This window comes from Butyricicoccus sp. AM32-19 (assembly GCF_003480365.1).
GTDB classification, from domain to species: domain Bacteria; phylum Bacillota; class Clostridia; order Oscillospirales; family Butyricicoccaceae; genus Agathobaculum; species Agathobaculum butyriciproducens.
Window position 1 is genome coordinate 39,632 of record NZ_QUIX01000018.1, and the last position, 26,895, is coordinate 66,526.

Annotated in this window: 30 protein-coding genes, 1 tRNA gene and 2 pseudogenes; 25 read left to right on the forward strand and 8 right to left on the reverse strand. The window is 51.9% G+C overall.

Annotated features, from left to right (window positions below):
• Window positions 1–187 precede the first annotated feature (187 nt).
• From DW806_RS12785 to DW806_RS12815, 7 genes are all read left to right on the forward strand, one after another.
• Window positions 188–1,369, forward strand: a complete 1,182-nt coding sequence (locus tag DW806_RS12785; protein WP_227109720.1) for a 4-hydroxybutyrate dehydrogenase — start codon at window positions 188–190, stop codon at window positions 1,367–1,369.
• A gap of 109 nt (window positions 1,370–1,478) precedes the next feature.
• Complete coding sequence (locus tag DW806_RS12790) at window positions 1,479–2,924, forward strand: 4-hydroxyphenylacetate 3-hydroxylase family protein (protein ID WP_118481065.1); 1,446 nt, start codon at window positions 1,479–1,481, stop codon at window positions 2,922–2,924.
• 117 nt (window positions 2,925–3,041) lie between these two features.
• Window positions 3,042–3,317, forward strand: a complete 276-nt coding sequence (locus DW806_RS12795) for a hypothetical protein (RefSeq protein WP_118730201.1) — start codon at window positions 3,042–3,044, stop codon at window positions 3,315–3,317.
• 44 nt (window positions 3,318–3,361) lie between these two features.
• The gene (locus tag DW806_RS12800; protein WP_118730202.1) at window positions 3,362–4,918 is read left to right on the forward strand and encodes an acyl CoA:acetate/3-ketoacid CoA transferase; all 1,557 of its coding nucleotides are present in this window, start codon (window positions 3,362–3,364) and stop codon (window positions 4,916–4,918) included.
• Between the two features lie 189 nt (window positions 4,919–5,107).
• The gene (locus tag DW806_RS12805) at window positions 5,108–6,298 is read left to right on the forward strand and encodes an acetyl-CoA C-acetyltransferase (protein WP_117492167.1); all 1,191 of its coding nucleotides are present in this window, start codon (window positions 5,108–5,110) and stop codon (window positions 6,296–6,298) included.
• 260 nt (window positions 6,299–6,558) lie between these two features.
• Entirely contained in the window at window positions 6,559–7,377 is an 819-nt protein-coding gene (locus DW806_RS12810) for an enoyl-CoA hydratase-related protein (RefSeq protein ID WP_117492168.1), read from the forward strand.
• Between the two features lie 114 nt (window positions 7,378–7,491).
• Window positions 7,492–8,367, forward strand: a complete 876-nt coding sequence (locus tag DW806_RS12815; protein ID WP_118730203.1) for a 3-hydroxyacyl-CoA dehydrogenase family protein — start codon at window positions 7,492–7,494, stop codon at window positions 8,365–8,367.
• Window positions 8,368–8,528: 161 nt separating this feature from the next.
• Here the strand turns inward: DW806_RS12815 and DW806_RS12820 are convergent, their stop codons facing one another.
• Entirely contained in the window at window positions 8,529–9,056 is a 528-nt protein-coding gene (locus tag DW806_RS12820; RefSeq protein WP_330425279.1) for a nucleoside recognition domain-containing protein, read from the reverse strand.
• Window positions 9,057–9,179: 123 nt separating this feature from the next.
• A complete protein-coding gene (locus DW806_RS12825) occupies window positions 9,180–9,764 on the reverse strand; it encodes a nucleoside recognition domain-containing protein (RefSeq protein WP_227600689.1) in 585 nt (194 codons plus the stop codon).
• 87 nt (window positions 9,765–9,851) lie between these two features.
• On the opposite strand from DW806_RS12825, the gene DW806_RS12830 reads away from it, so the two are divergent.
• On the forward strand, window positions 9,852–10,094 hold the full coding sequence (locus DW806_RS12830; protein WP_110437393.1) for an AbrB/MazE/SpoVT family DNA-binding domain-containing protein: 243 nt from the start codon (window positions 9,852–9,854) through the stop codon (window positions 10,092–10,094).
• Between the two features lie 67 nt (window positions 10,095–10,161).
• Here the strand turns inward: DW806_RS12830 and spoIIID are convergent, their stop codons facing one another.
• The 6 genes from spoIIID to DW806_RS12860 form a co-directional block, all read right to left on the reverse strand.
• Window positions 10,162–10,434, reverse strand: coding sequence for a sporulation transcriptional regulator SpoIIID (gene spoIIID, locus DW806_RS12835; RefSeq protein WP_118730204.1), 273 nt, complete (start codon window positions 10,432–10,434; stop codon window positions 10,162–10,164).
• 354 nt (window positions 10,435–10,788) lie between these two features.
• Entirely contained in the window at window positions 10,789–11,361 is a 573-nt protein-coding gene (locus tag DW806_RS12840; RefSeq protein WP_158557297.1) for a TetR/AcrR family transcriptional regulator, read from the reverse strand.
• A 245-nt stretch (window positions 11,362–11,606) separates the two neighbouring features.
• Window positions 11,607–12,758 carry a sodium ion-translocating decarboxylase subunit beta gene (locus tag DW806_RS12845; RefSeq protein ID WP_118564533.1) on the reverse strand — a complete coding sequence of 384 codons (1,152 nt, stop codon included), beginning with the start codon at window positions 12,756–12,758 and terminating at the stop codon, window positions 11,607–11,609.
• A gap of 15 nt (window positions 12,759–12,773) precedes the next feature.
• Window positions 12,774–13,154 carry a biotin/lipoyl-containing protein gene (locus tag DW806_RS12850; protein ID WP_118730205.1) on the reverse strand — a complete coding sequence of 127 codons (381 nt, stop codon included), beginning with the start codon at window positions 13,152–13,154 and terminating at the stop codon, window positions 12,774–12,776.
• A 15-nt stretch (window positions 13,155–13,169) separates the two neighbouring features.
• Entirely contained in the window at window positions 13,170–13,499 is a 330-nt protein-coding gene (locus tag DW806_RS12855) for an OadG family protein (RefSeq protein ID WP_118481060.1), read from the reverse strand.
• Between the two features lie 2 nt (window positions 13,500–13,501).
• A complete protein-coding gene (locus DW806_RS12860) occupies window positions 13,502–14,869 on the reverse strand; it encodes a pyruvate carboxylase subunit B (protein ID WP_243022750.1) in 1,368 nt (455 codons plus the stop codon).
• A gap of 381 nt (window positions 14,870–15,250) precedes the next feature.
• Here DW806_RS12860 and DW806_RS12865 point away from each other — a divergent pair.
• The 17 genes and pseudogenes from DW806_RS12865 to DW806_RS12950 all read left to right on the forward strand — a co-directional run.
• Window positions 15,251–15,327 (forward strand) — tRNA-Arg (locus DW806_RS12865).
• Between the two features lie 569 nt (window positions 15,328–15,896).
• The gene (locus tag DW806_RS12875; RefSeq protein WP_223385014.1) at window positions 15,897–16,100 is read left to right on the forward strand and encodes a hypothetical protein; all 204 of its coding nucleotides are present in this window, start codon (window positions 15,897–15,899) and stop codon (window positions 16,098–16,100) included.
• Window positions 16,097–17,026, forward strand: a complete 930-nt coding sequence (locus DW806_RS12880) for a DUF6017 domain-containing protein (RefSeq protein WP_002304312.1) — start codon at window positions 16,097–16,099, stop codon at window positions 17,024–17,026. Before DW806_RS12875 ends, DW806_RS12880 begins: the two co-directional genes overlap by 4 nt.
• A 6-nt stretch (window positions 17,027–17,032) precedes the next feature.
• On the forward strand, window positions 17,033–17,860 hold the full coding sequence (locus DW806_RS12885) for a ParA family protein (protein ID WP_002304313.1): 828 nt from the start codon (window positions 17,033–17,035) through the stop codon (window positions 17,858–17,860).
• Window positions 17,817–18,743, forward strand: a complete 927-nt coding sequence (locus DW806_RS12890) for a ParB/RepB/Spo0J family partition protein (protein ID WP_002304314.1) — start codon at window positions 17,817–17,819, stop codon at window positions 18,741–18,743. Before DW806_RS12885 ends, DW806_RS12890 begins: the two co-directional genes overlap by 44 nt.
• Before the next feature lie 8 nt (window positions 18,744–18,751).
• Window positions 18,752–19,279, forward strand: coding sequence for a hypothetical protein (locus DW806_RS12895; RefSeq protein WP_002304315.1), 528 nt, complete (start codon window positions 18,752–18,754; stop codon window positions 19,277–19,279).
• A gap of 54 nt (window positions 19,280–19,333) precedes the next feature.
• The gene (locus tag DW806_RS12900; protein WP_002588969.1) at window positions 19,334–19,975 is read left to right on the forward strand and encodes a DUF3846 domain-containing protein; all 642 of its coding nucleotides are present in this window, start codon (window positions 19,334–19,336) and stop codon (window positions 19,973–19,975) included.
• A gap of 10 nt (window positions 19,976–19,985) precedes the next feature.
• Window positions 19,986–20,297 carry a DUF5720 family protein gene (locus DW806_RS12905; RefSeq protein WP_002304317.1) on the forward strand — a complete coding sequence of 104 codons (312 nt, stop codon included), beginning with the start codon at window positions 19,986–19,988 and terminating at the stop codon, window positions 20,295–20,297.
• Window positions 20,298–20,333: 36 nt separating this feature from the next.
• On the forward strand, window positions 20,334–20,816 hold the full coding sequence (locus tag DW806_RS12910; RefSeq protein WP_002304320.1) for a PcfB family protein: 483 nt from the start codon (window positions 20,334–20,336) through the stop codon (window positions 20,814–20,816).
• Window positions 20,816–21,769, forward strand: a pseudogene (locus DW806_RS12915) (type IV secretory system conjugative DNA transfer family protein); the annotation flags it as partial. The gene DW806_RS12910 and the pseudogene DW806_RS12915, both read left to right, overlap by 1 nt.
• 90 nt (window positions 21,770–21,859) lie before the next feature.
• Window positions 21,860–22,105, forward strand: a pseudogene (locus tag DW806_RS12920) (recombinase family protein); the annotation flags it as partial.
• A gap of 153 nt (window positions 22,106–22,258) precedes the next feature.
• The gene (locus tag DW806_RS12925) at window positions 22,259–22,567 is read left to right on the forward strand and encodes a DUF6050 family protein (protein ID WP_005934801.1); all 309 of its coding nucleotides are present in this window, start codon (window positions 22,259–22,261) and stop codon (window positions 22,565–22,567) included.
• A 126-nt stretch (window positions 22,568–22,693) separates the two neighbouring features.
• Window positions 22,694–22,942 carry a hypothetical protein gene (locus DW806_RS12930; protein WP_040650084.1) on the forward strand — a complete coding sequence of 83 codons (249 nt, stop codon included), beginning with the start codon at window positions 22,694–22,696 and terminating at the stop codon, window positions 22,940–22,942.
• Entirely contained in the window at window positions 22,935–23,696 is a 762-nt protein-coding gene (locus DW806_RS12935) for a phage antirepressor KilAC domain-containing protein (protein ID WP_118730208.1), read from the forward strand. The genes DW806_RS12930 and DW806_RS12935 overlap by 8 nt, the downstream gene beginning before the upstream one ends.
• Complete coding sequence (locus DW806_RS12940; RefSeq protein ID WP_118730209.1) at window positions 23,693–24,598, forward strand: DUF6017 domain-containing protein; 906 nt, start codon at window positions 23,693–23,695, stop codon at window positions 24,596–24,598. The genes DW806_RS12935 and DW806_RS12940 overlap by 4 nt, the downstream gene beginning before the upstream one ends.
• Window positions 24,599–24,728: 130 nt before the next feature.
• Window positions 24,729–25,220 (forward strand): PcfB family protein, encoded by a 492-nt coding sequence (locus tag DW806_RS12945; protein ID WP_005934796.1) that lies wholly within the window; start codon window positions 24,729–24,731, stop codon window positions 25,218–25,220.
• Window positions 25,217–26,895 (forward strand): type IV secretory system conjugative DNA transfer family protein (locus DW806_RS12950; protein WP_158578375.1); only part of this gene is annotated, 1,679 nt, incomplete at its 3' end. The genes DW806_RS12945 and DW806_RS12950, both read left to right, overlap by 4 nt.

The following is a 26,895-nucleotide window of genomic DNA, read 5'->3' on the forward strand; positions in this document are numbered from 1 at the left end:
GGGACTTTTTATTGTCTTTTTGTACAGGTTTAGTTGGTCAATTTTTGATGAAATTATTGTTTGTTTGTGTTGAAGTTTTGGCGCAAATTTGCTACAATAAGAACACAGGAAAAAACCACCCTGTAAAATCATGTAATAAAAAGCCGCACGGCCTTTTATAAAATTTTTGATTGGAGATGTTTCTACTATGGCTATGGATGCTTTCAGCGCCTCCCTGATGAAGGACAAGAGAGAGATCGTCATTGCCCCGACTATTTACAAGTTTGACACCTTTGGTGCTTTCGCTGAGGAGTTCAAGCTGGGCGAGCGCGACGTCGTTCTGACCAACGAATTCATCTACAAGCCCTTCATGGAAGAGCTTGGCCTCAAGAGCAAGTTCGTATTCCAGGAGAAGTTCGGTGCAGGCGAGCCTTCCGAGGCTATGATCGAGACCATGTACGAGGCTATTCCGTACGATTCCTACGACCGCGTAATCGCAGTAGGCGGCGGTGCTATCATGGACCTTTGCAAGCTGCTCGGCTGCAAGCGCCCGACCTCCGTACATGAGCTGTACTTCAAGCGTGAGCCTGTTGTACATGAGAAGGAAGTTATCGCTATCCCGACCACCTGCGGTACCGGTTCTGAGGTTACCAACATTTCTGTTGCTATCGTTAAGGACGAGAAGGACGGCAAGCTGACCGGCGGCGATACCAAGCTCGGCCTGGTTTCCGACGACATCATCCCGAACAAGGTTTGCCTGGTTCCGGATCTGCTTAAGACCCTGCCGTACAAGCCGTTCGCAGCATCCGCTATCGATGCTCTGATCCACGCTACCGAGTCTTTCCTGTCCCCGCACCGCAAGACCGTTACCTCCGAGATGTTCTCCGTTAAGGCTATGGAGATGATCCTCGAGGGCTTCCGCCGCATCGCTCTGGAAGGCCCGGACGCTCGTATGGATTACCTCGGCGAGTTCGTTCATGCTTCCCTGTTCGCAGGCATCGCATTCCTGAAGGCTGGCTGTGCAACCGTACACGGCATGTCCTTCCCGCTCGGCGGCACCTACCATGTTCCGCACGGCGAGTCCAACTACGCTCTGTTCGGCAAGATCCTCGAGATGTACGACGAGTACGAGCCGGCTGGCGAGCTGGGCAAGTTCAAGGAAATCGTTGCTCGCTGCCTGGGCTGCACCAAGGACGACGCTCTGCGCACCCTGAATGTAACCCTGGAGAAGGTTCTGCACCTGAAGCCGCTGCATGAGTACGGCTTCAAGGAAGAGGACGTTAAGGCATTTGCACTGTCTGTTGATGCAAACCAGCAGCGTCTGATCACCAACTCTTACCGTCCGTGGAGCATCGAGCTCAGCGAGCGCGTATACAAAGAGTGCTTCTAATTTCCGTATGTAACGCCTGAATAGGGCGGGGAGTCCCGTCTCCCCGCCCTGTTTTCTTTATTCATGTTATGTGCACCAAATTGTAATGAGAAAGGATACTTGATCACTTATGATGACCAAAGACCAGTACATTGAATCCTTGCGCAAGCTGAACCTCAACCTGTATATGTTCGGCAAGAAGGTAGAGAACCCGGTTGACGACCCGGTTATCCGTCCTTCCCTGAACTCCTTCGCCGCTACCTACGAGCTGGCTGAGGACCCGCAGTATCAGGATCTGATGACTGCTACCTCCCACATCTCCGGCAAGAAGATCAACCGCTTCACCCACATGCATCAGTCCACCGACGACCTGATCAAGAAGGTTAAGATGCAGCGTCTGCTCGGTCAGAAGACTGCAGCCTGCTTCCAGCGCTGCGTAGGCATGGACGCTATGAACGCTGTATTCTCCTCCACCTACGAGATCGACGAGGCTTGCGGCACCAAGTACCATGAGAACTTCCTCAAGTTCCTGACCCGCGTGCAGGATGAGGATCTCGCAGTTGACGGCGCTATGACCGACGTTAAGGGCGACCGTTCCCTCGCTCCGTCCAAGCAGGCTGATCCGGATCTGTTCCTGCACGTTGTAGAGCGCACCGCTGACGGCGTATACGTTACCGGCGCTAAGGCTCACCAGACCGGCTTCGTAAACTCTCACGAGGTTCTGGTAATGCCGACCATCTCCATGCGTGAGGGCGACGAGGACTACGCGATCTCCTTCGCAGTTCCGACCGATTCCAAGGGCATCACCCTGATCTACGGCCGTCAGTCCTGCGACACCCGCAAGATGGAAGAGTACAACGACATCGACGTTGGCAACAAGGTATACGGCGGCCACGAAGTTCTCGTTATCTTCGACCGCGTATTCGTTCCGAACGACCGCATCTTCCTCAATGGCGAAGTTAAGTTTGCCGGCATGATCGTAGAGCGCTTCGCAGGCTATCACCGTCAGTCTTACGGCGGCTGCAAGGTCGGCGTAGGCGACGTTCTGATCGGCGCTACCGCTCTGGCTGGCGATATGGCTGGCTCCTCCAAGGCTTCCCACGTTAAGGACAAGCTGATCGAGATGACCCACCTGAACGAGACCCTGTACTGCTGCGGTATCGCTTGCTCCTCTCAGGGCACCAAGACCAAGGCAGGCAACTATCTGATCGACCTGCTGCTGGCTAACGTCTGCAAGCAGAACGTTACCCGCTTCCCGTACGAGATCGCTCGTCTGGCACAGGATCTGGCAGGCGGCCTGATGGTAACCCAGCCGTCCGAGGCTGATTACCGCAACCCGGAGCTCAAGCCGTACATCGAGAAGTACCTCAAGGGCGTTGCTTCCGTTCCGACTGAGGACCGTATGCGTCTGCTGCGCCTGATCGAGAACATGACCATGGGTACTGCAGCTGTCGGCTATCTGCCGGAGTCCATGCACGGTGCAGGCTCGCCGCAGGCTCAGCGCATCATGATTGCCCGTCAGTCCAACCTTGAAATGAAGAAGGAACTGGCAAAGAAGATTGCTCGCATCAAGTAATCTCTGAGCAAACTATAGGCACTCATGGAGCACCCGTGAGTGCCTGTGTTTGTGTTATTACCCATTGTTTCCCTATGGTAACATTCGGAAATGCTACATAGAAAGGGGTTGTGCGCCTTGCTTCGCTGCACAGTAAAATTCTGCGGCGGCTGCAATCCGCGCTATGAGCGCGGCGATGCCTACAAGGCGATTTGCGCTGCCCTTCTGGATACCGCCTCATTCTCCTATCCGGAGGACGGTGTTCCATATGACGTACTGCTGATCCTGCGCGGCTGCACCGGCTGCCCGTATCTCTATGAGGAGATCGAGGCCGCGCACCGTGTTGTTGTTGCCGCAGCGGATGAGATTCCGCAGGCGATAGATAGAATCAGGTCTTTCACGTCGCAGGCGTGACCACTGTAAAACCGGTCGCACTATTATCAGGAGGATTGATAAACATGAAGAAAGTAAGCATCATCACCGCGGAGGAAGCTGCTCTGAAGGTTCAGGACGGCGATACCATTGCTACCGGCGGTTTCGTATCCTGTGCTTGCCCGGAGACCCTGTCCAAGGCTCTCGAGAAGCGTTTTCTTGAGACCGGCCACCCGCAGAACCTGACCCTGTTCTTTGCAGCCGGTCAGGGCCACCGCGATGGCACCGGCGGTGACCATTACGGCCATGAAGGCATGGTTAAGCGCGTTATCGGCGGCCACTGGGACCGTGCTCCGAAGCTCGGCGAGCTGGCTCTGAACAATAAGATCGAGGCTTACAACCTGCCGCAGGGCGTTATCTCGCACATGTACCGCGATATCGCTGCGCACAACATCGGCACCATCACCCACGTTGGCCTGAAGACCTTCGCTGACCCGCGCAACGGCGGCGGCAAGCTGAACGACGTTACCAAGGAAGATCTGGTAAAGATCGTTAACATCGAGGGTCAGGAGCGCCTGCTGTACAAGGGCTTCCCGATCAACGTTGTATTCCTGCGTGCTTCCTACTGCGATGAGTACGGCAACTGCACCGTACATCGTGAGATCGGTCCTCTGGACGTAACTGCTATGGCTCAGGCGTGCAAGAACTCCGGCGGCAAGGTAATCGTTCAGGTTGAGAAGATCGTTCAGGGCGGTTCTCTGGACCCGAAGCTGGTTGCTATCCCGGGCATCTATGTTGACTCTGTTGTAGTCGGCACCGATGAGGAGAACATGCAGTGCCTCGGCATGCCGTACGACGGCGCGCTGACCGGCGAGTTCCGCATCCCGGTTGATGCTATCCCGCCGATCCCGATGGACGCTAAGAAGATCATCGCCCGCCGCGCTGCTATGGAGCTGCCGCAGGACGCTATCGTAAACCTCGGCACCGGCGCACCGGAGAAGATCGCTAACGTAGCTGCTGAAGAAGGCATCTCCGACAAGATGACCCTGACCGTTGAGGCAGGCTCCATCGCAGGTGTACCGTACGGCGGCACCCAGTTCGGCGCTGCTGCCAACGCACAGTGCATCATCCCGCACAATGTTCAGTTCGACTTCTATCAGGGCGGCGGTCTTGACGTTGCATTCCTCGGTCTGGCCGAGACTGCTCCGAACGGCGACCTGAACGTATCCAAGTTCGGCACCCGTCTGGCAGGTGCAGGCGGCTTCATCGATATCACCCAGAACGCCAAGAAGGTTGTTTACTGCGGCACCTTCACTGCAAAGGGCCTCAAGACTGAGTGCAAGGACGGCAAGCTCGTTATCACCCAGGAAGGCGCTAAGAAGAAGTTCGTTAAGCAGGTTGAGCACATCACCTTCTCCGGCGATTACGCTAACGAGGTACATCAGCCGGTTCTGTACATCACCGAGCGCTGCGTATTCGAGCTGCGTCCGGAAGGCGTTACCCTGACCGAGATCGCTCCGGGCATCGACCTGCAGACCCAGATCCTCGACCAGATGGACTTCGTTCCGAAGATGGCTGACGAGATCAAGACCATGGACGCTCGTATCTTCCGTGACGAGCTGATGGGTCTGGCTAACGACTAATCAATTCTATTTGTGCAGATTACGCAAACGGGAACTGGACTTTTCATATAATTTTACAGAATCGACCAATTCCCCTTGCATTCTGCAGAATAGTTTGATAAAATATTAACGAACTCAAAAATCGAGTTTCCATCACCATGCGGCGGCATAGTTTTTTCGCCGCATCAGTAGAAAAGGAGAAACAGCTAAATGAACGTTTACATCTGTTCCGCTGCCCGTACCGCAATCGGCACTTACGGCGGCACCCTCCGCGATGTACACTCCTCCGAGCTTGGCACCGCTGCTGCAAAGGCAGCTATCGAGCGTGCAGGCGTTGACAAGGAAGCAATCGACGAGGTTCTGTTCGGTCAGGTACTGCAGGGCGGCGTAGGCCAGAACGTAGCACGTCAGGTTTGCCTGAAGTCCGGTCTGCCGATCACCACCCCGGCTATGACCCTGAACAAGGTTTGCGCTTCCTCCATGCGTGCCATCTCCCTCGGCACCCAGATCATCCGTTCCGGCGAGAACAAGATGATGCTGGTAGGCGGCTGCGAGTCTATGTCTGGTGCTCCGTACATCTCCCGCGATACCCGTTGGGGTGCTCGCATGGGCGACAAGAAGCTGGTCGACATGATGGTATACGACGGCGTATTTGATGTATTCAACCAGTACCACATGGGCATCACTGCAGAAAACGTAGCTGAAAAGTACGGCATCACCCGCGAGATGCAGGACGAGATCGCTCTCGCTTCCCAGCAGAAGGCAGCTGCTGCCATCGCTAACGGCCGCTTCAAGGACGAGATCGTTCCGATCGAGGTTAAGAAGAAGAAGGAAACCGTTATCTTTGATACCGACGAGCATGTAAAGCCGAACACCACTCTGGAGATCCTCGGCAAGCTGCGCCCGGCATTCAAGAAGGACGGCGGCACCGTAACCGCAGGCAACGCTTCCGGCATCAATGATGCAGGCGCTGCAATGATCATCGCTTCCGAGGAGTTCGTTAAGGCAAACGGCCTCAAGCCGCTGGCTAAGGTTCGTGCCTGGGGCTCTGTAGGCTGCGATCCGTCCATCATGGGCGTAGGTCCGATCGAGTCCACCCGTCAGGCTCTGTCCCGCGCAGGTCTGACCGTTGCTGACCTCGACCTGATCGAGTCCAACGAGGCATTTGCTGCACAGGCTGCTGCTGTTAACCGTGAGCTTGGCTTTGATATGGACAAGGTTAACGTAAACGGCGGCGCAATCGCTCTGGGTCACCCGATCGGTGCAGCCGGCTGCCGCATCACCACCACCCTGATCTACGAAATGATCAAGCGCGACCTGACCATCGGTCTGGCTACCATGTGCATCGGCGGCGGTATGGGCGAAGCTATCATCGTTGAGCGCGACGAGCTCTGCAAGTAAATTATAGGGGGTACCCAGTACCCCCTATATACCAAAATCAGTTCCGTAGAAACTGATTTTGGATACCCGAACGACGCCGCCCACGGCGGTTGGGTCGGGGTGTAAAAACCCACGCGCATGTCGCGGGTTTTTACGAACAGAAGCTCGCTTCTGTTCTATTTTGACTGCAAACATCCTTTGGATGTTTGGTAATCTCCGAACGGAGATTGCTTTTGAGCGTTTTACGCTCATAGCACATATTCTGAAAGGAAGTCTTAAAAATGACTGACGTAGTAATCGAAAAAAAGGGTCATGTTGCGATTGTTAAGATCGAGCACATGAAGGCTATGAACGCTCTGTCCACCGACATGTACGCACAGCTGGAAGAGGCATTCGACGAGCTGGCTAAGGATCTGGACAACGTTTATGCAGTAGTTCTGACCGGTTCTTCCACCGTTAACAAGAAGGGCAAGACCGTTAACTCCTTCGTTGCAGGCGCTGACATCTCCGAGATGGCTACCAAGACCTGTGCAGAGGGCAAGCTGTTCGGCAACGAGTCCAACCGCGTTTGCTGGAAGATCGAGAACTTCAAGCGTCCGGTTATCGCTGCCATCAACGGCTTCTGCCTCGGCGGCGGCTGCGAGCTGGCTATGTCCTGCGACATCCGTCTCGCTTCCGAGAACGCTTCCTTCGGTCAGCCTGAAGTTGGTCTGGGCATCACCCCGGGCTGCGGCGGCACCCAGCGTCTGGCTCGCTTCGTAGGCGCAGGCAAGGCTAAGGAAATGCTGTACACCGCTCGCGCTAACTACACCGCTCAGGACGCTCTGGACATGGGCCTGGTTAACTACGTATATCCGCTGGAGAACCTGCTCGACGAGGCTGTAAAGCTGGCTGAGGAGATCGCTGCTCAGGCTCCGATCGCTGTTTCTCTGGTTAAGGAAGCTGTAAACGTTGGCATGCAGACCGACCTGAACTCCGCTCTGAAGTTCGAGGGCAACTGCTTCGCACAGTGCTTCGCTACCGAGGATCAGAAGTACGGCATGGCTTACTTCCTGGACAAGAACCGCGACAAGCCGGCTAAGGAATTCAAGAATAAGTAAGCATTGAGACAGTCGGACCGCACAATTCAAAACCAGATTGTGCGGTTTTGACTAATCAATATTCGCAATACCTGTTCATCCATCCGCAAAGAGTGAGAGAGAGGTTAATTTAGCATGAAAGTTTGTGTATTCGGCGCTGGCAACATGGGCGCACGCATCACTGAGGTATTTCTGAACGCAGGTCATGACGTTACCATGATCGACATCAAGCCGGAGTTCACCGAGCGCGGCAAGACCGTTATCACACACGATTACGATTTTCTCGTAAGCAAGGGCAAGATGACCGCAGAGCGCAAGGACGAGCTGCTCGCTTCCCTCAAGACCTCGGTTGACCGCAAGGACGCTGCCGATGCTGACTTCATCATGGAAGTTATTCTGGAGCGCATGGATCTGAAGAAGGACCTGCTGGAGGATCTGGACAAGATCTGCCCCGCTCACACCATCTTCGCTTCCAACACTTCCGGTCTGTCCATCACCGAGATGGCTGCCTGCATCCCGCACCGTTCGGACAAGTTCATCGGCTGCCACTTCTTCAACCCGGCTCAGATCATGAAGCTGGTTGAGGTTACCCGCGCGATCCAGACTTCGGACGAAACCTTCCAGACCGCATTTGACCTGATGGCATCCCTGGGCAAGACCCCGGTTGCCGTTAAGGAAGGTCCTGGTTTCGTTGTAAACCGCATCCTGATCCCGATGATGAACGAGGCAATGGGTATCGTTGCTGACGGCATCGCTTCCCCTGCTGATGTCGACGTTGCCATGCAGCTTGGCGCAGGCATGAAGTCCGGCCCGCTGCACACCGCTGACCTTGTTGGCCACGATGTAAACCTCGCAATCATGGAGACGCTGTACCGCGAGACCGGCGACCCGAAGTACCGTCCGCATCCGCTGATGCGTCAGATGGTTCGTGCCGGCTGGCTGGGCGTTAAGACCGGCAAGGGCTTCTTCGACTATGATGGTCCTTTCGGCAAGGAGATCGTAAAGAAGTAATCGCTTTGCAATATGAAAAGCATCTGTGCTTCGGCATAGATGCTTTTTATTTTCTCAGCCTGTATTTTTCGCATATTGCACAAAGAATACAAGTAATGTTTATTTAATTCGCTAATTTTTGACATAAGCTATGGTAATTTTTTAACATACACGATATAATATTAATTGTATGGGAAATATATTCTAACCAATGCTGCAGAGACGGTAAATGCTGCCAGATCACCGCACAATGCCGCAAATACAGCATATCTGGTTCGGTTTAAACCAAGGTGCCCGCTGTACACGCTGATCGTGTACAGGCTGGTTTCCGAGGCTCCCAGCATCACTGCGGCCACGCGTCCGGCATAGCTGTCCGGTCCGCAGCGTCGTATAATTTCACTGCCCATCGCCAGTCCTCCTCCTCCGCTGATCGGCTTCAGCAGGGTCAGGGCTGTGCATTCTTTCGGTATGCCCAGTATACGCAGTGCGGGCGCGAGCACGCTTGCCGCAATATCAACGGCACCTGAGGCGCGCAGCATGAACACGACTGTCAGCATCCCGACCATAACAGGCAGTATCTGCACCGCGGTTTTCAAACCGACGGCTGCACCGCGCAGAAAAGTTGGAAATACGTCCACGCCTTTGCACAGCGCATACAGGCTGATTCCCGCCAAAAGTGCCGGAATGAGCGCGTTCTGCAAAATCTGCAACAATCTCCCTCCTTGTATTATTTCCCTCGTTTGGAAATTTTTTGAGAATTGTTTGCTTATTCGACAAATTTCTTGCTTTTCATGTGTGATAATACTACTTGTAAGGCGCACTTACCTGTCCCGCTATTCCCCATCCGGAAAAAAAGGACGCAGCAGCTTGCTGCTGAGCAGCACCGCCGCAACGGAAGCCGCAGAAGCTCCCCACACCGGCAGCATAATATCAAATGGCGCGTGTGCTCCGCAAGCCGCACGAACCGCCGCCACCGTAGACGGAATCAGCTGAATTGAGGTTGCGTTCAGCACGATCAGCGTCAGCACGGTATCCGGCGCTCCGCTCCGCCCTGCAAGAACATACAGCCGCTCTGACGCACGCAATCCCAACGGCGTTGCCGCGTTGGATAACCCCAGCAAATTTGCCGTTACATTGGCGCTTACCGCTTCCATCGCCTGCTTATCCTGCGATGCGCTTCCGAACAAGGGACGCAGAACAGGAGCCATCAGACGGGACAGCCGCTCTGCCAGTCCGGAAGCCTGCAGCAGCTCCATCACACCGCTCCAGAAGCACATCAGCCCGGTGATACTGATCGCCAGCGTGATCGCTTCCGCAGCCCCTGTGGGTACCGCTGCCGTAACCTCTGCCAGCCTGCCCGTGACCGCACCGCATAGCAGCGCCATACAAAGGAACACCGTCCAGATAACGGACAGCATATCGTGTTCCCCCCTTCCGTCCAACATCCCAAGTGAGTGGGATTTGGTAATACATTTTTTATGATAAAGAAATGGAGTGTGTTGAAAATGAAATCCACCGGTATTGTTCGTAAGGTTGATGAACTTGGTCGCATCGTGCTCCCGATTGAGCTGCGCCGCACTATGGGCATCGAAGTAAAGGACGCTCTGGAAATCTACGTTGACGGCGATCATATCGTCCTCAAGAAGTACGAGCCGTCCTGCGTATTCTGCGGTAACGCAAAGGACATTATCCACTTCAAGGGTAAGAATGTCTGCAGCGATTGTGCACATGAGCTCGGCCTGCTTTAAGCCTTTACATAGCAACACTGTCACGCTGCTTCTGTTTGCCGACTTTCCGCTTGGAAAGTCGGTTTTTTTATTTTTCACCGCGTCGCTGCGCCGCTTCGGCGCGGTATTTCGCCTGTGTGGCTCTGCCGCCGCGTATATGCCGCTCCCGCTTGTTCACCTGCAGAACGGTCTGTACGCGCTCATACAGCTCGGTATTCAGCTTTTGCAGGCGCGTTGTGATATCCTTATGTACAGTTGACTTGGATATTCCGAACCGTGCCGCAGTCTGCCGCACGGTGGCCTTCTGCTCGATCATGTACTGCGCCAGACGGATCGTGCGCTCCTCCGGTAAGCCCTTCACCGCTGTTTCCCTCCTGCCTGATGAGGTTTCATCTGTGACAGTGTATGTTGGTTCGGGGACAGTTAGAACGCATTTGTATCCGTTTGAGGGCAAAAGAAAACGCGCTGCTTACTGCAGCGCGTCAGTCTGTCAAAAAAGTATTATTTTAATTTTTACGCTTCGTGCGGTAGCACGCATAAAATAGAATTTGCGAAGCAAATTCATAATTCCCGGGGGCGTGTACCTCGGGAATTATACAAGGGACGAAAAATTGTGCCCGCAGGGCGCGGCTTTTCGTCAAGATTCGATTGAAAGCGTGGTTTCAATCGAGAGGCTGCTCGAAAAACGGAGTTTTTCGACAGCCTCACGCGCTGCTTACTGCAGCGCGTGCATTCCCTGTGTGTGATAGGTAATCAGCTGATTCAGTCCGGCACGGACCTCGCTCGGGCGAACGCGGTTCTTGAGGATATGCACCGTCCCGTCCACCAGATTGCGTGCCATGATCTGCGCCATCATCGGGCTGTTCTCCTCGTCGGCCAGCATGGGCACGATCTTGGACGCAATCAGTTCAATCATTACCGGCCGCAGGTTTTCATATCGAGTGCCGTTGGCCTGCTCCATGATAAGAAGAAGGCCGTATTTCTCCGCCAGCAGCAGCGAGAGTACCTCCTCAGTGAGCAGCATGCGGAATTCCTGCGCGTCCATGTTCAGGTCAAACCGCATGCTGCGGAAGCGCAGGATCATGCGCTTCAGGCCGTCTGCAGCGCTGTCGGTCAGCTCGTAGAACAGCTCCTCCTTGTTTTTGAAGTAGTGGTAGAGATTGCTCTTGCTGATATTTACCTTGTCCGCGATCATCTGCAGTGAGGTGCGGTCGTACCCGCGCTGCAGGAATAAATGCTCGGATTCGAGCAGAATTTTGTGTCGAAGTTCGTCTTTTAGTACCTGCACAATAAGGACCACCCGTTCATTTCTTACATTTATTATAAAACAGGGCGACATAAATTGTCAAGAAAGCATAAAAAATTGAGAATGCAAGATGGAGAATTAGCGTGATGTTTTACCTTTGCGTGGGAGCACAATGTGCTCTCCTTACGGGATATCGTGTGCATCCCGTTACAAATTGATTTTCAATTCTTCTCAACCAAAAGAGTGCAAAAAAAGAACCCGATAATTCGGGTTCTTTTGCTTTGTACTTACGCGCCGAATACCTTGAGGACAAAGCCTGCGGCAACAGCGGAGCCGATGACACCGGCTACGTTCGGGCCCATCGCGTGCATGAGCAGGAAGTTTGCCGGATTGGCCTTCTGACCCTCAACCTGCGAAACGCGGGCTGCCATCGGAACGGCAGATACACCGGCCGAGCCGATCAGCGGGTTTACCTTGCCGCCGGTCAGCTTATACATAACCTTGCCGAACAGCAGGCCGCCGACGGTCGAGAATGTGAACGCAATCAGGCCAAGGATGATGATCTTGATGGTCTCCCAGGTCAGGAAGGTGGACGCAATCGCCTTGCAGCCTACCGACAAACCGAGGAAGATGGTGACGATGTTGCACAGCGCGTTCTGCGCGGTGTCGCTCAGGCGGTCGGTTACGCCGCACTCACGCAGCAGGTTGCCCAGCATGAGCATGCCGATCAGCGGAGCGGTATCCGGAATCAGCAGGATAACAATGATGGCAACTGCGATCGGGAATACGATCTTCTCGGTCTTGGAAACCTGACGCAGCTGCTCCATCTTGACCTCGCGCTCCTTCTTGGTTGTCAGCAGGCGCATGATCGGCGGCTGGATAAGCGGTATGAGCGCCATATACGAGTACGCCGCAATAGCAATGGCGGGCAGGTAATCCGGCGCCAGACGGGAAGCGACCAGAATGGAGGTCGGACCGTCCGCACCGCCGATGATGGCGATGGCTGCCGCTACTGCGCCCGGGAAGCCGAGCACCAGCGCCAGCAGGAATGCAGAAAAGATGCCGAGCTGTGCCGCTGCACCCAGCAGCAGCGAGGACGGGCGCGCGATCAGCGGGCCGAAGTCGGTCATGGCACCGATGCCCAGAAAAATGATGGACGGATAAATCGCATGCTGGACGCCCTGATAGAACACCCACAGCATGCCGGGACTGGAACCGTCAACCGGTGCATTGAGCAAACCGGTCAGCGGCAGATTGGCCAGCAGCATGCCGAATGCAATCGGAACGAGCAGCAGCGGCTCAAACTTTTTGCCGATACCCATGTACAGCAGCACGCATGCAATGATGATCATGATTAGGCTGCGCGGGTCCTCCGCGAAGGACGCGAAGCCCGAGCTTGCCAGAATGCTGCCTAATGCACCGAAAAACGAAAATTGCATAGTACGCGCCTCCCGTTACATCGTGCAGAGTGCTGCGCCGGTCTGTACGGAAGCGCCCTTCTGTACGCAGACAGAGCCGACCGTGCCGTCATGCGGTGCGCAGATCTCGTTCTCCATCTTCATGGCCTCGAGAATAAACAGCACATCGCCGCCCTTAACGGCCTGACCTGCCGTGCATCGGATATCCAGAATGGTGCCCGGCATGGGCGCTGCGACGGTCTCGCCACCTGCAGGCGCTGCTGCGGGTGCTGCTGCCGGAGCCGGCGCTACCGCGGGTGCCGGTGCTGCTGCAGCCGGTGCCGGTGCGGGAGCCGCGCCGGTCGGAACTGCGCTTACCGACCCCTTTTCTACTTCTACTTCAAACTGCTTGCCGTTAAGCGATACCTGATATTTCATGTTTCTTTTCTCCCCTTAAACCGCCTTGATGGACTTAAATACAAGCTGATCGAGCGGAATGCCCGTTTCGTGGCTGACGATAGCCATAACGCAGGCCGCCTCCACCTCGCTGACGCCTTCCAGCTTGACCTGCGGAGCAGGTGCCGGTGCTGCTGCCGGAGCTGCAGCCGCCGGAGCCGCTGCACCGACCGAAGCCGGATGCGCGGTGTGCTTTTCGAGCGCGCCCATCACACGGGAAATAACAGCGATGACACCCCAGAGAAGTGCCAGCATCAAAAATACAATAACGATACCGGACAGGGCGATCATGAGCGCGTCCAGTACGCTAATCGGATCGTGTACCATGCTCACTTAACCTCCTTGAACGAATAGCTTGCGGTGAAGGTCTGTTCCCGACGCTCAAAGAACTGCTCTGCCTGCTGCGGGAATGCGATATAGGACAGGACGTCCTCTTCACTGCGGGCATGCGTGCCGAGATGCTCGCGTGCAGCCGGAAATTCCGGCTCAAGCGTATCGGCAAAGCGGCCGGTCATCGGCTGCTCGTCGCCGAGCACCTGCTTGGCGAGTTCGGGATTGACTTCGCCCGGTGCCTTGCCGTATTCGCCGCGGATGTAGCTCTTGATCTCCTTGCCGATCGACTTGTAACGGCCGCCGAGGAGAACGTTGACCGTTGCCTGTACGCCGACCATCTGCGAAAGCGGCGTTACCAGCGGCGGATAGCCCATATCGGCACGCACGCGCGGCGTTTCGGCGAGTACCTCATCGAGACGGTCGATTGCGTTCTGTGCCTTCAGCTGTGCCACCAGATTGGACAGCATGCCGCCCGGGATCTGGTACACGAGCGCATCGGTCTTGGTGGACAGGACATACGGGTCGAACATACCGCTCGCCGCGAACTTGTCCTTGACCGGCACGAAAAATTCGTTGATCTCATGCAGCGTTTTGGAATCCACGCCGCAGTCATAGCCCATCTGCTGGAGCGCGTAGACCATGGACTCGGTCGCCGGCTGGCTGGTGCCGCCCGACATGCACGAGGTCGCACAGTCGATGCCGTCCGCACCGGCTTCCGCTGCCTTCAGATAAGTCATATAACCCAGACCGGTGGTCGCGTGTGTATGCACATAAACCGGAATTTTGATGTTCTGCTTGAGTGCGGTAACCAGGTCATAGCACTCCTGCGGAGACATAATGCCCGCCATATCCTTAATGCACAGCGAGTTACAGCCCATGGCTTCGATCTGCCTGCCGAGCGAAACGAACATCTCCAGATTGTGGATCGGACTCAGTGTGTAACAGATACAGCCCTGTGCATGGCCGCCTGCCTTGAGACATTCGTCCACAGCGGTCTCGATGTTGCGCAGATCGTTCAGCGCATCAAAAATACGGATGATATCCATGCCGTTCTCGATGCTCTTGCGGACAAAACGGCGCACGGTATCATCCGAATAATGGTGATAGCCGAGCAGGTTCTGACCGCGCAGCAGCATCTGCAGCTTGGTGTTCTTCATGTGAGATTTGATCTTGCGCAAACGCTCCCACGGATCCTCATGCAGATAGCGCAGGCAGGAATCAAAGGTCGCACCGCCCCAGCACTCAATCGAGTGATAACCGGCCTGATCCATCTCATCGAGAATGCCCTCAAAATCCTCAAACGGCATTCGCGTCGCAATCAGCGACTGCTGCGCGTCACGCAGCACCGTTTCGGTGATGTGCATTTGTTTCACAAGTATGCCCCCTCCTTCGGGAAATAAATGGGTTTCATGATTCCCCTCATTAACCCCATATATATAATTGTATCATATCACTTTCTGCACCCGCTTGCAAGATTATGATTTTTTAATTTTGCACAGCTGCACTTTACTTTTTTCACCGCATTCGGAATTGACTTTTTGCTCTCAATGCAGTAATATAAATATATCGCGTGCTGCGATTCCGCACGAAAGAGCCGCTCGCGAAAACTTTTGTTTTTATGTCTCAGTAGCTCAGTTGGATAGAGCACATGCCTCCTAAGGTTGCGTTACAACGGCCACCTCAAAAAAAACTAAATAAGGGATTGCAGTTCGACTTTGATCGGGCTATAATCATATATCAGACACGTCCATATAGCTCAGCTGGATAGAGCACACGCCTCCTAAGCGTGGGGTCGGAGGTTCAAATCCTCTTATGGACGCCAGTGAACAACGCCGAAAGCCTTTGTTTTCAAGGGTTTTCGGCTTTTCTTATATAAAAAGCTACGAAAAAGCTCTTTCACTGTATGAGATAAAATTCTACTCCAAAATTTGATTTTTGACAACCCCTCCAGAATCGAACGGTTGTTATAAGACAAAATCGCCAGCTAATTTTTAGCAGAAAACGGGCTGTTCTTGCTAATGAAAATGCCCTTCCTGCTAATCAGCCCCAAAATCGTGCCAAAAATCCAGCTAATCAAAAAAGGCGGATGTTTTGAATACCATGCAGTTATAGCAGATAAAATTAAATATCGTTATGTACATAGAGCGTCTATTTGCCCCGCATTGGGGATGGATAGGCGCTCTTTTTTTATGCCCAAACCCATGGGCAAATACAAGAGATTGGAGGTGTTTTATTTGAGCAAGCCTGTTTATACCGCAGACAAGCCGAGCGACTGTCATTACTGCTACTTCTGGACGAATGGCAGAAAGGGCTGCCGTCTGGGTAGAAATAATTGCTACTACTTAATCTCTTTGCCGCCGAAACCCAAGTCGGAATGTGATGGCTGTCCCTATGGGCGAGATCACCCGTGCATTGGTTGGTGTACGAAGAAGGTTATGCGTGAAGTGGGGCTTCGTTGATATGGATGTGTATGAACAGGAATACCGCTTCTACTATTTTGCCCGATGTCCTTACGAAAAGACGGATACGACTTTCCGCAGCATTCCGCTGACAACAGAAAGTTTTCCGCAGAAAGAAGGTGGTGAAGCCGTGTGAGTTTTGATTATTTTTACGGTCAGCAATCCGATCTATTCACATTCTATCGAGTTCCGAAGGTGTTGTTCACGAACGAGAGGTTCTGGAATATTTCTGCCGATGCCAAGATGCTGTATGGCATTTTGCTTGACCGCATGAGCCTGTCTGCCAAGAATGGTTGGATAGATAAAAACGGTAGAGTGTATATCATTTTTACAATCGACGAAGCGAAGATGGCTCTGAACTGTGCTGAACAAAAGGCTATCAAGCTGCTCAGTGAACTTGAGAAGAAAGCAGGATTGATTGAACGTAAGCGCCAGGGTTTGGGAAAGCCCAACCTGATCTATGTGAAGAACTTTATCTCTGCTGTGGATTCACAACTCTTGAATTGTGAAAATCACAATTCTGGAACAATGGAAATCACAACTCAAGAACTTCCGAAATCACAATGTAATAATACTGATATTAAAAATACTGAATTTAGTGATACTGATTCTATCTTTCCTTCCGGAAATGGTGGAATGATGGACGAGAATGACCGGTATCAAGAATACTTTGATTATTTCTCGGATCAGCTTAGTATGGATTTGTTGAAGAAGGATTACCCTTACGATTCCGAAATGCTGGATAACATTCTGGAGTTGATCGTTGAAACAGTTTGCACGAAGCGACCGTTGATTCGCATTGGTGCAGAGGAGCGTCCGGCAGAAATTGTCCGCAGTCGGTTTATGAAACTGAATGCCGAACACATTCGATATGTTATGGACTGCTTCAAGGAGAACACCACAAAGATTAGAAATATCCGTCAGTATATGCTGACTACGATATACAATGCGCCGACGACAATAGACACCTACTACGATGCTCTTGTTCGGCACGATATGTCACACGGATATTTGGAAGGAGGATTTAAGAAATTGAAAATGAAGCGAGAGGAAGGAGAGTGACGATAAATGTCGAAAAAAGCAACCATCATTGCGGTGGTCAATCAGAAAGGAGGCACTGGAAAGACCACCACCACCGAGAATCTGGGCGTTGGCTTGGCTCTTGAAGGAAAAAAGGTGCTTCTGGTAGACACCGATCCCCAGGCTTCCCTGACGGTCAGTTTGGGCAATCCCTGCCCGGATGATCTGTCTCCGACACTTTCCGATCTGATGGGAAAGATTATGATGGAAAACCCTATTACTCCCGATGAAGGGATTCTTCATCATCCGGAGGGCGTTGATTTGGTGCCGTCCAACATCGAACTCTCAGGTATGGAGGTAGCACTGGTCAATGCCATGAGCCGGGAAACCATTCTCCGGCAATACCTGGATACAGTCAAACAGAATTATGATTACATTCTTCTTGACTGTATGCCGTCTTTGGGTATGCTGACCGTCAATGCGTTGGCAGCTGCCGACAATGTGCTGATACCGGTTCAGGCAGCATACCTTCCTGCAAAGGGTCTGGAACAGCTGCTTGGAACCATCAACAAGGTCAAGAGGCAAATCAACCCGAAACTGAGGATTGAAGGGATTCTTCTGACGATGGTGGACAGCCGCACCAACTACTCCAAAGACATCAGCAATCTGATTCGGGAGAGCTACGGCGGAAAGCTGAAGGTTTACAAGACCGACATTCCCCGCTCTGTCCGTGCAGAGGAAATCAGCGCAGAGGGAACCAGTATCTTCAAGCATGATCCCAAAGGCAAAGTTGCCGAAGCCTATAAAATTCTGACGAAGGAGGTGTTAAACAATGCAGAAAAAAGGCGCAAACATCAGCTTGAAGGGGTACGATGATATTTTCTCCACCGATCAATCCAGAGCTGAAGCCCAGCAGGAGCGTGTGCAGGAAATTCCGCTTTCTGAGCTACACCCCTTTGAGGGACACCCCTTCCGTGTGGTTGATGATGAAGAAATGATGAAAACGGCAGAGAGCGTCCGAGATTTCGGAGTTCTCACTCCTGCGATTGTCCGTCCTGACCCCGACGGTGGTTATGAAATCGTTTCTGGTCACAGGCGGCACCGGGCATCGGAGCTTGCGGGTAAGGAAACCATGCCTGCGATTGTTCGTGACCTGGACGATGATGCAGCCATTATTTTGATGGTTGATGCGAATTTGCAGAGGGAGAGTATCCTGCCGAGTGAAAGAGCATTTGCTTATAAGATGAAGCTGGATGCGATTAAACATCAAGGTCAACGCACCGATTTAACTTCATCCCAAGTTGGGATGAAGTTGCAGGCAATGGATATAGTCGGTCAGGAGGCAGGAGAAAGCAGAAATCAGGTACACCGTTATATCCGTCTGACCGAACTGATTCCGGAACTGCTGGATATGGTAGATACGGGTCAGATCAAATTCAATCCTGCGGTGGAGCTTTCCTATCTGGCAAGTGAAGAACAGAAGGATTTTCTTTCTGCAATGGATTATGCTCAAGCAGCTCCTTCCCTTTCGCAAGCACAGCGAATTAAAAAGCTCGCACAGGAGGGCGAGTGTACGCTGGATGCGATGTGCGAGATTATGAATGAAATCAAGAAGGGAGAGCTGGACAGAGTAACCTTCAAAACGGATTCGTTGCGAAAATACTTCCCGAAGTCCTATACCAACAAGCAGATGGAGGATAAAATCATTCAGCTTTTGGAGCAATGGCAGAAAAAAAGAGAAAAATCAATGGAAAGGTAAGGTAAAAAATGTTTACACCCAAAAACATTCAGGGCGCTTTGGAAGAACTCTACGACCTTTGCGATCCTGATTATATGGTAGATATGCTCGTAAACTACAGTGAGGAGTTCGATGATATTTCTCCTGCGCTTCTGGCAAAGTCGTTTCAGAAAAATGCCGAGATGATTAGCGAGTATCGAGTATTGTCCTCTGCTGGTGAGGGTATCGACTATCAGGGAAAGGTACTTCTGAACAGCAGAGCCGTGCGGCTTCTGTCCTATGTAGAAGATATGAGCGGCGATGAAAAAGTTCGCACGATTCAGAGCAAGGAGCTGTGGTTAGCAGAAGATATGACATTCTATGTGGTGTCCTGTATGTCTACGATCACGATGGACAAGGAAGAAGCCATTTGTCTTAACGAACACCGCAGCGTGGTTACTACGGTGGAATGCGAGGACGATATTTTCTTCGACATGGGTTCCCTGATTTGCGAACTGGACGATATTTGCTTGTTCGAGCTTTTAGCCGATGTGGATGCGACTATTTATGAACTGTAACAGGTTCATGGATGGTCGCTTTTCTTATTTCCAAAGAAACGGAGGTATCGAAACTTGAAAGAATACGATGTGAAGATCACCGAAACCTTGGAGAAAACGGTTACGGTGCAAGCAGAATCTCACGATGCGGCAGAGGAACAGGTTAGAGCCGCTTATTACAATTCGGAGTACATTCTGGACTCCGAAAACTTTACCGGTGTTGCGTTCGGCACGACCGAGGAACGGGAGGTTCAGAAAGAACAGGCAGATACCATGAATGTGTTGCTGGTAAAGCCGTTCATGTATCCGCAGGCTGTGCAGATCGGCTGTGAGCTGGAGGATTTGCAGAAAGCCGTAGGTGGCGATATTGAGGCAACTTATCCGTTCAATGAGCCGGTTGCACTGGTGATGCACGACGAAGGTAAACTCGTAGGCAAAGAACTGAACCGTGCGCTGCGTGATGATGACGGCGATATTTATGACATTATCGCCGGTGATTTTCTGGTTGTGGGATTGGGCGAGGATGATTTTTGTTCTCTGTCCCCGGAACTGATGAAGCAGTTTGAGGAACACTTTCATCAGCCTGAGACTTTTGTACGCATGGGGCGCAGCATTATGGCGCTTCCCCTGCCGGATGACATGGTGAAGAAAGAAGATGCACCTGTCAAAGCTGATTCGGTTCCCCACAAAAGTAACCCTGACCGAGATGTTCTGTAAGGAGGTTCTTATGCAAAGAAATTCGACGATTGGAGAGCTGATGGAGCGAAAGCGGATTCAGGATGGTGCCAAGGAGTACCAGGGACATACCTATATGGACTTGGCACGATTTGATGACGCCACCAAGCACATGATTATTTTCGATGTGCTGACCGATGAATCGCCTGTCGGTTGGAAAGGCGAAAGAAATCGCCTGTATTTGAGCGATGTGGGTTATCAGAAGGCTCTGGATAACCAGAAAGCTGGCAATATCAAGATTATCAGCCATGCCGCAGTTGCCAAGGGCAATCTGTATTACGACCACAGAGATATGGCACGATAATCTGTTCACTCTACTGCTTGCAGGAGGTGATGAATCATGCAGGAAGAAGTTGAAAACAGAACAGTAAACCTGGCGATCAGCACAACCAAGCTGACGGGGCGCACTATCATTGCCGGTATCCGCAAGTATTTGCAGCACCGGGAAAAAGTGAAGATGAAAAAGGCACGAGACCCTGCCGTTCATGGAAAGCAATCCGTGAAACAGCTTTTGGGACAGAATCAGGGTGCTACGAATGTTGAGATCGACAAAGAGAGTATCCGTGATTTTGAAAAGCTCGCCAAGAAGTATGGCGTGGACTTTGCCGTAAGAAAAGATAAGTCCGTTGATCCTCCCCGGTTTCTTGTTTTTGTCCGTTCTAAAGATGCAGATGCTTTGGATGCAATCTGCAAGGAACATCAGGCAAGGGCATTAACCAAGAATGAAAAGCCGAGCGTTCTGGCGCAGCTGAAGAAGTTCAAGGAAATTGTCGCAGCGATTCCGAAGAAGGTTCGAGAGAAGAAACAGGAGCGTGATCTGTGATGGATAAGAGAAAAATGAAAAAGCTCCTGATTCTGAATTTACCGTATTTTCTGGTAGGGTTGTTCGCTACGAATTTAGGAGAAGCATGGAGATTGGCTGAGGGGGCAGATTCATCTGCGAAAATCCTCAGCTTTTTTCATGCCCTTCCGATAGCCCTGAACAATCCGTTTCCCAGCTTTCACCCGTTGGATTTGCTGATTGGTATTCTCTGCGGCGCAGGACTTCGGCTGGCTGTCTATCTAAAAGGCAAAAACGCAAAGAAGTACCGACACAATGTTGAGTACGGTTCTGCTCGTTGGGGAACGGCAAAAGATATTGAGCCGTTTATTGCACCAAAGTTCGAGGACAATGTGATCCTGACGAAAACGGAGCGGCTGATGATGAGCAATCGCCCGAAGAATCCTGCCAATGCCCGAAATAAGAATGTTCTGATTATCGGCGGTTCGGGTTCCGGTAAAACTCGCTTTTGGTTGAAGCCAAACCTTCTCCAGATGCACAGTTCCTATGTGGTCACTGACCCGAAAGGCAGCATCGTGATTGAGTGCGGCAACGCCCTTTTGAAGCATGGCTACACCATCAAGATTTTCAACACCATCAACTTTCAGAAGTCGATGCACTATAACCCATTTGCCTATATCCATTCAGAAAAAGACATTCTGAAACTGGTGACAACGCTGATTGCCAACACAAAGGGTGATGGAAAAGCCGGTGATGAGTTCTGGACGAAGGCGGAAACGCTGCTCTACTGTGCCTTGATCGGATATATCCACTATGAAGCTCCGGTTGAGGAACAGAATTTCTCCACCCTGATTGAGTTCCTGAACGCAATGGAGGTGCGGGAAGATGATGAGGAGTTCCAGAACCCGGTGGATCTGATGTTTGAAGCCCTGGAAAAGAAAAAGCCGAATCACTTTGCAGTCCGTCAGTATAAAAAATACAAGCTGGCTGCCGGTGATATATGCTCTAAGTGACTTCTTAATCATGATTTTGTCATGGTTAGTGAAGCAATCACTTAGAGCATTTTTGTTTCAGGAGGTACAGCCATGAGAAATGAAAAAATTACCCCACTGTACGAGCGCCTGAGCCGGGACGACGAGTTACAGGGCGAGAGCAATTCCATATCCAACCAAAAACAGATGTTAGAGGATTTTGCCCGCCGGAATGGGCTGCCAAACCCTATGCACTTTACCGATGATGGTATCTCAGGCACCCGGTTTGACCGCCCCGGATTTTTGGCGATGATGGAGGAAGTGGAGGCAGGGCGTGTAGAGGCAATCGTCATCAAGGATTATTGTGCGATAATAGGACTAAATCAGAAAGACCTTGAAAATCAAGGCATTCTGGCTTAGTCCCTTCTTTTTTTGACCGAAAACAAAGGACTTTCACAATAATCAAGCAAGCCGGAGGGTGCTGCTGCACACTTCCGGCAGAAGGAGGATATAGTGGGTGCTATCAAAGTCTTCTTGAAGGAGGTTCTGCTTCCAATCGCGCTTGCGTTCTGCCTCGCGTCATTTCTCAAGCCGATCTATATGCCTGACGGCGTATGTGACTACTTCCTTATGTGGATCTGCGTCGGCTTGCCATTCGGCATCCGGAGGATGTGCCTCTGGCTCGTTCCCAGCGGCTACGGTATCTCCGGCTCAGTCGGCATCTTCGCATTGAACTTAATCATAGGCGGTCTTATCGGAGGACTTGCCTTCTTCATCGGGCTGCTGCTCGGTGTCATTCATACCATCCGAGAAATCATCTGAACTACATCGTAAACGAAGAGGGTTTGTTTCTTCTCCAATTTGGAGTAAGAAGCAAACCCTCTTTTTTTGTTGCCCAAAAGCCGCAATATTTGCTGGCGATGCGGCGAAAGAAAGGAGTTTTTAAGCATGAAACGCATGACAGCCGGTGATCTGCAAGCACTGGAATTGCTGATGCAGACCACACCCGGCTTTGAGCATTATGACAGCGGTGTGGATGGCATTCTCCCTGAGTGCCGAAGCTGCCGTTTTCATCGTCCCTTCTGGAAATATCAGTCCTGCGTGTTTGCGGAGTGTCCCTACTGCTGCAATCCCGTTTCAACCCTCAAAAATCAAAGTGGCACATCTGATGCCGGAAAGGAAGCCAGTCATGGATAACAAAATCGAAATCTTCAAGAATGAACAGTTTGGTGAGGTAAGAACGATCCTCGAAGGAGAAAAAGTTCTGTTCTGTGCGGCAGATGTTGCAAAGGCACTCGGTTACACCAACCCGAACAAGGCGGTCAACGACCATTGCAGGGCTATAACGAAACGTTCTACCCCTATCAGCGGGAAAGTTCAGAGTATCAACTTCATCCCGGAAGGAGACGTTTATCGGCTAATTATTCGCAGCAACCTTCCTGCGGCTGAAAAGTTTGAACTGTGGGTATTTGATGAGGTCATTCCTACCATTCGCAAGACCGGCGGCTACATGACGGACTCCCTTCTGGAACGCATTCAGAAGGAACCTGCGGTCATTGTGGAGTTTGCTCAGGCGTTGATTTTGGAAAAGAATCGCGTAAAGGCTCTTGAGTGTGAGCTGAACACGGCAAAGCCCAAAGCTGATTACTACGACGCCTTCATCAATCCGGATGACTGCACCAATATCCGAACGACGGCGAAGGAACTGAAAATCCCGGAGCGCAAGTTCGTCCAGTTCCTTCTCAAAGAAAAGTACCTGTTCCGCTCTCCTTCCGGGCAGCTACTTCCCTACAACAAGGACAGCAATGCCGGACTGTTCATCGTCCGCGATTTCGTGACGTACTGCTACACCGGTTCTCAGACCTACTTCACGCCGAAGGGCAAGGATGTCATTCGGATGAAATTCCAGAAAAAGTGCGGCGAAGAACTGCTTCCCAATATGGCAAGGTGATTTCTGTGGCAGTCTATCGCGTAAACAAGAATCGTGGCTATACCGTCATGGCGAACTTCCACCTCCGAGACAAGAGCCTGTCACTCAAGGCAGTCGGTCTTCTCTCAAAGATGCTCTCGTTTAATGATGGCTGGAAGTTCTCAACCAAGGGACTTTCTGCAATCTGCAAGGAAGGTCCGGATGCTATTCTCTCCGCGCTCCGTGAGCTTGAAAAGCACGGCTACCTCGTCAGGCACCGGCAGAGAGACGGTAAAGGCAGGATGAGCAGCACAATCTTTGAGATATACGAAGAGCCGCAGGAGTCCACGCCAGAACGGGAAATGCCACACACGGAAAATCCATGTGTGGAGAAGCCAGATGTGGATAATCCACGCGGGGATAAGTCCGCACAAATAAATACTGATCAAGTAATTACCCAAGAAAGAAATACTCTCTCAAAGAACTATCAATCCATCAATCTTGATGGGATGGACAGGATGGATGAGCGAAGCGAGTATGAAGAGATTATCAAAGAGAATCTTGATTACGACATTCTCTGTCAGGATCCGAAGTTCGATAAAGACCGCTTCCGGGAGATCATGGACATCATGCTGGATGCCGTCTGCTCTACCGCTCCGACCATCCGTATCAATGGCGAGGATATGCCGCAGCAAGTGGTTAAGTCCCGCTTTCTCAAGCTGAATAGCAGCCACATAGAGTACGTTCTGGAAGCAATGAACAAGAACCCGTCAGACATACGCAATATCCGTGCGTACCTTTTGACTGCTCTGTATAACGCTTCTCTGACGATAGACAATTACTATTCCGCGCTCGTCAACCATGACTTTTACGGGCAGGACAGGTCAGCAGGGTCAAAGAAGCCCAAAACCTACGATTATAGCCTTTGTGAAGACACTCTTTAATGAATACCATCGTGAGCATTGCTCGGAAAGGAGGACATTGCAAATGAAAATTATCTATCGCCGGATTGTGCCGCCTTAGCTTCGGCAGCAGTCCCCATAATCATTCCAAGGAAAGGAGGTAAACACAGCAATGCAGGATGAAGTCAACACCAAAGTTGTTGCAATCATGATCAAGGGCGGCAAAATCTCTGCTGAGGTGCTGAAAAAGGCTCTGGACAAGTTCGTTCAGGAGATCGAGAAGGCGCAGAAGCAGATGCAGCAGCCCAAAACCTATCGCGGCAAGCAGTCCATCAAGCATCTGATGAGCCAGAACGCCGCCATCTCCAACATCGAAGTGACGGACGGCAACATCAAGTCCTTTGAGCGGACTGCCAGCAAATACGGTCTGGACTTTGCGCTCAAGAAGGACGTTTCCGTTGAGCCGCCCAGCTATCTTGTCTTCTTCAAGGGACGGGACGTTGATGTCATGACCGCCGCCTTCAAGGAGTTCTCTGCCAAGACTGTTAAGCAGAAGGAACAGCCGTCCATCCGGCACAAGCTGGATCAGGAGAAAGCTCAGAGCAAGGCGCAGCACAAGGAGAAGGTCAAGGTCAAAACCAAGGATCGGGGTGTGGAGCTGTGAACAAATCCGATCTGAAGAAGCTCGTTCTTCTGAACCTACCGTATGTCTTCGCCTTCTATTTTGCGGATAAGATCGCCGCCGTGTTTCGTCTCGCTCCCGGCACGGAGTTCATCGACAAGCTGACAAACGGCTTTGCCGTGTTCGGTACTGCCTTTGCAAATCCGCTTCCCAGCTTTCATCCCGTCGATCTGCTCGTCGGTCTGGTTGCCGGTGCGCTACTCAAGCTGGCGGTCTACGTCAAGGGCAAGAACCGCAAGAAGTTCCGGCAGGGCGAAGAATACGGCTCTGCCCGATGGGGCAAGCCGGAGGACATCAAGCCGTACATGGACCCGGAGTTCTCCAACAACGTCATTCTGACGCAGACGGAGTTCCTGACCATGAACAGCCGCCCGAAGCAGCCGAAATATGCCCGCAACAAAAATATCCTTGTCATCGGCGGTTCCGGCTCAGGTAAGACGCGCTTTTTTGTCAAGCCAAACCTGATGCAGATGCACAGCAGCTATGTTGTGACTGACCCGAAGGGTACGGTGCTGGTGGAGTGCGGCAAAATGCTTGAAAAGGGCGGCTACGTCATCAAGTCGCTGAACACCATCAATTTCAAGAAATCCATGCACTACAACCCATTCGCGTACATCCGCAGCGAGAAGGACATCCTCAAGCTGGTCAATACGATCATCGTCAATACGAAGGGAGATGGCGATAAGTCCGGCGAAGATTTTTGGGTGAAGGCGGAAAAGCTCTACTACACAGCTCTCATCGGCTACATCTGGTACGAGGCACCCGACCACGAGAAAAACTTTACTACCCTGCTCGAAATGATCAATGCCTCGGAAGCCAGAGAGGACGATGAGACCTTCAAGAACCCAGTGGATGTCATGTTCGATGAGCTGGAAGCCCGCGATCCTGACCACTTTGCGGTTAAGCAATACCGCAAATACAAGCTGGCGGCTGGTGTTGTATGCTCTAAAAGACTTCTTAATCAATCGGTTGGGAAGTCTCTTAGAACACACAACCTAAAACCGAAGAAAGGAGCGCAAGCTATGAGAAAAAACGAGAAAATCACAGCTCTGTACGAACGATTGAGCCGTGATGACTTTGGCAAAGATGATGACCAACAGCGTGAGAGCAATTCCATTTCCAATCAAAAAGCTATGTTGGAAGAGTTCGCCGCCCGGCAGGGCTTTACAAACATTGTCCATTTCACGGACGATGGCATTAGTGGTACTTGCTTTGACCGTCCCGGATTTTTGGCAATGATGAAAGAAGTGGAAGCCGGGAATGTGGAGTACCTGTGTATCAAGGACATGAGCCGCATGGGTCGTGACTATCTGAAAGTCGGTCAGATTATGGAAATCCTGCGTCAGCGTGGCGTTCGCCTTATCGCCATCAATGACGGCGTGGACAGTGCCAGAGGGGACGATGATTTTACCCCTTTCCGCAACATCATGAACGAGTATTATGCCAGAGACACCAGCCGTAAAATCCGTTCCACTTTCCAGTCCAAAGGCAAGTCCGGCAAGCACCTCACAGGCACGGTCATTTACGGCTATCTCTGGAACGAAGCCAGAGACCAATGGCTGGTTGACCCCGAAGCCGCAGAGGTGGTCAAGCGCATCTTTTCCATGACGATTGACGGCTACGGTCCGTATCAGATCGCCAGCAAGCTGAAAGAAGA

Coding starts and splice junctions, on each gene's coding strand:
- DW806_RS12785 (WP_227109720.1), top strand. CDS start 188: ATGGCTATGGATGCTTTCAGCGCCTCCCTGATGAAGGACAAGAGAGAG.
- DW806_RS12790 (WP_118481065.1), top strand. CDS start 1,479: ATGATGACCAAAGACCAGTACATTGAATCCTTGCGCAAGCTGAACCTC.
- DW806_RS12800 (WP_118730202.1), top strand. CDS start 3,362: ATGAAGAAAGTAAGCATCATCACCGCGGAGGAAGCTGCTCTGAAGGTT.
- DW806_RS12805 (WP_117492167.1), top strand. CDS start 5,108: ATGAACGTTTACATCTGTTCCGCTGCCCGTACCGCAATCGGCACTTAC.
- DW806_RS12810 (WP_117492168.1), top strand. CDS start 6,559: ATGACTGACGTAGTAATCGAAAAAAAGGGTCATGTTGCGATTGTTAAG.
- DW806_RS12815 (WP_118730203.1), top strand. CDS start 7,492: ATGAAAGTTTGTGTATTCGGCGCTGGCAACATGGGCGCACGCATCACT.
- DW806_RS12825 (WP_227600689.1), bottom strand. CDS start 9,764: ATGCTGTCCGTTATCTGGACGGTGTTCCTTTGTATGGCGCTGCTATGC.
- DW806_RS12830 (WP_110437393.1), top strand. CDS start 9,852: ATGAAATCCACCGGTATTGTTCGTAAGGTTGATGAACTTGGTCGCATC.
- DW806_RS12845 (WP_118564533.1), bottom strand. CDS start 12,758: ATGCAATTTTCGTTTTTCGGTGCATTAGGCAGCATTCTGGCAAGCTCG.
- DW806_RS12850 (WP_118730205.1), bottom strand. CDS start 13,154: ATGAAATATCAGGTATCGCTTAACGGCAAGCAGTTTGAAGTAGAAGTA.
- DW806_RS12855 (WP_118481060.1), bottom strand. CDS start 13,499: ATGGTACACGATCCGATTAGCGTACTGGACGCGCTCATGATCGCCCTG.
- DW806_RS12860 (WP_243022750.1), bottom strand. CDS start 14,869: ATGCACATCACCGAAACGGTGCTGCGTGACGCGCAGCAGTCGCTGATT.
- DW806_RS12875 (WP_223385014.1), top strand. CDS start 15,897: ATGGGCGAGATCACCCGTGCATTGGTTGGTGTACGAAGAAGGTTATGC.
- DW806_RS12885 (WP_002304313.1), top strand. CDS start 17,033: ATGTCGAAAAAAGCAACCATCATTGCGGTGGTCAATCAGAAAGGAGGC.
- DW806_RS12890 (WP_002304314.1), top strand. CDS start 17,817: ATGCAGAAAAAAGGCGCAAACATCAGCTTGAAGGGGTACGATGATATT.
- DW806_RS12895 (WP_002304315.1), top strand. CDS start 18,752: ATGTTTACACCCAAAAACATTCAGGGCGCTTTGGAAGAACTCTACGAC.
- DW806_RS12905 (WP_002304317.1), top strand. CDS start 19,986: ATGCAAAGAAATTCGACGATTGGAGAGCTGATGGAGCGAAAGCGGATT.
- DW806_RS12910 (WP_002304320.1), top strand. CDS start 20,334: ATGCAGGAAGAAGTTGAAAACAGAACAGTAAACCTGGCGATCAGCACA.
- DW806_RS12930 (WP_040650084.1), top strand. CDS start 22,694: ATGAAACGCATGACAGCCGGTGATCTGCAAGCACTGGAATTGCTGATG.
- DW806_RS12935 (WP_118730208.1), top strand. CDS start 22,935: ATGGATAACAAAATCGAAATCTTCAAGAATGAACAGTTTGGTGAGGTA.
- DW806_RS12945 (WP_005934796.1), top strand. CDS start 24,729: ATGCAGGATGAAGTCAACACCAAAGTTGTTGCAATCATGATCAAGGGC.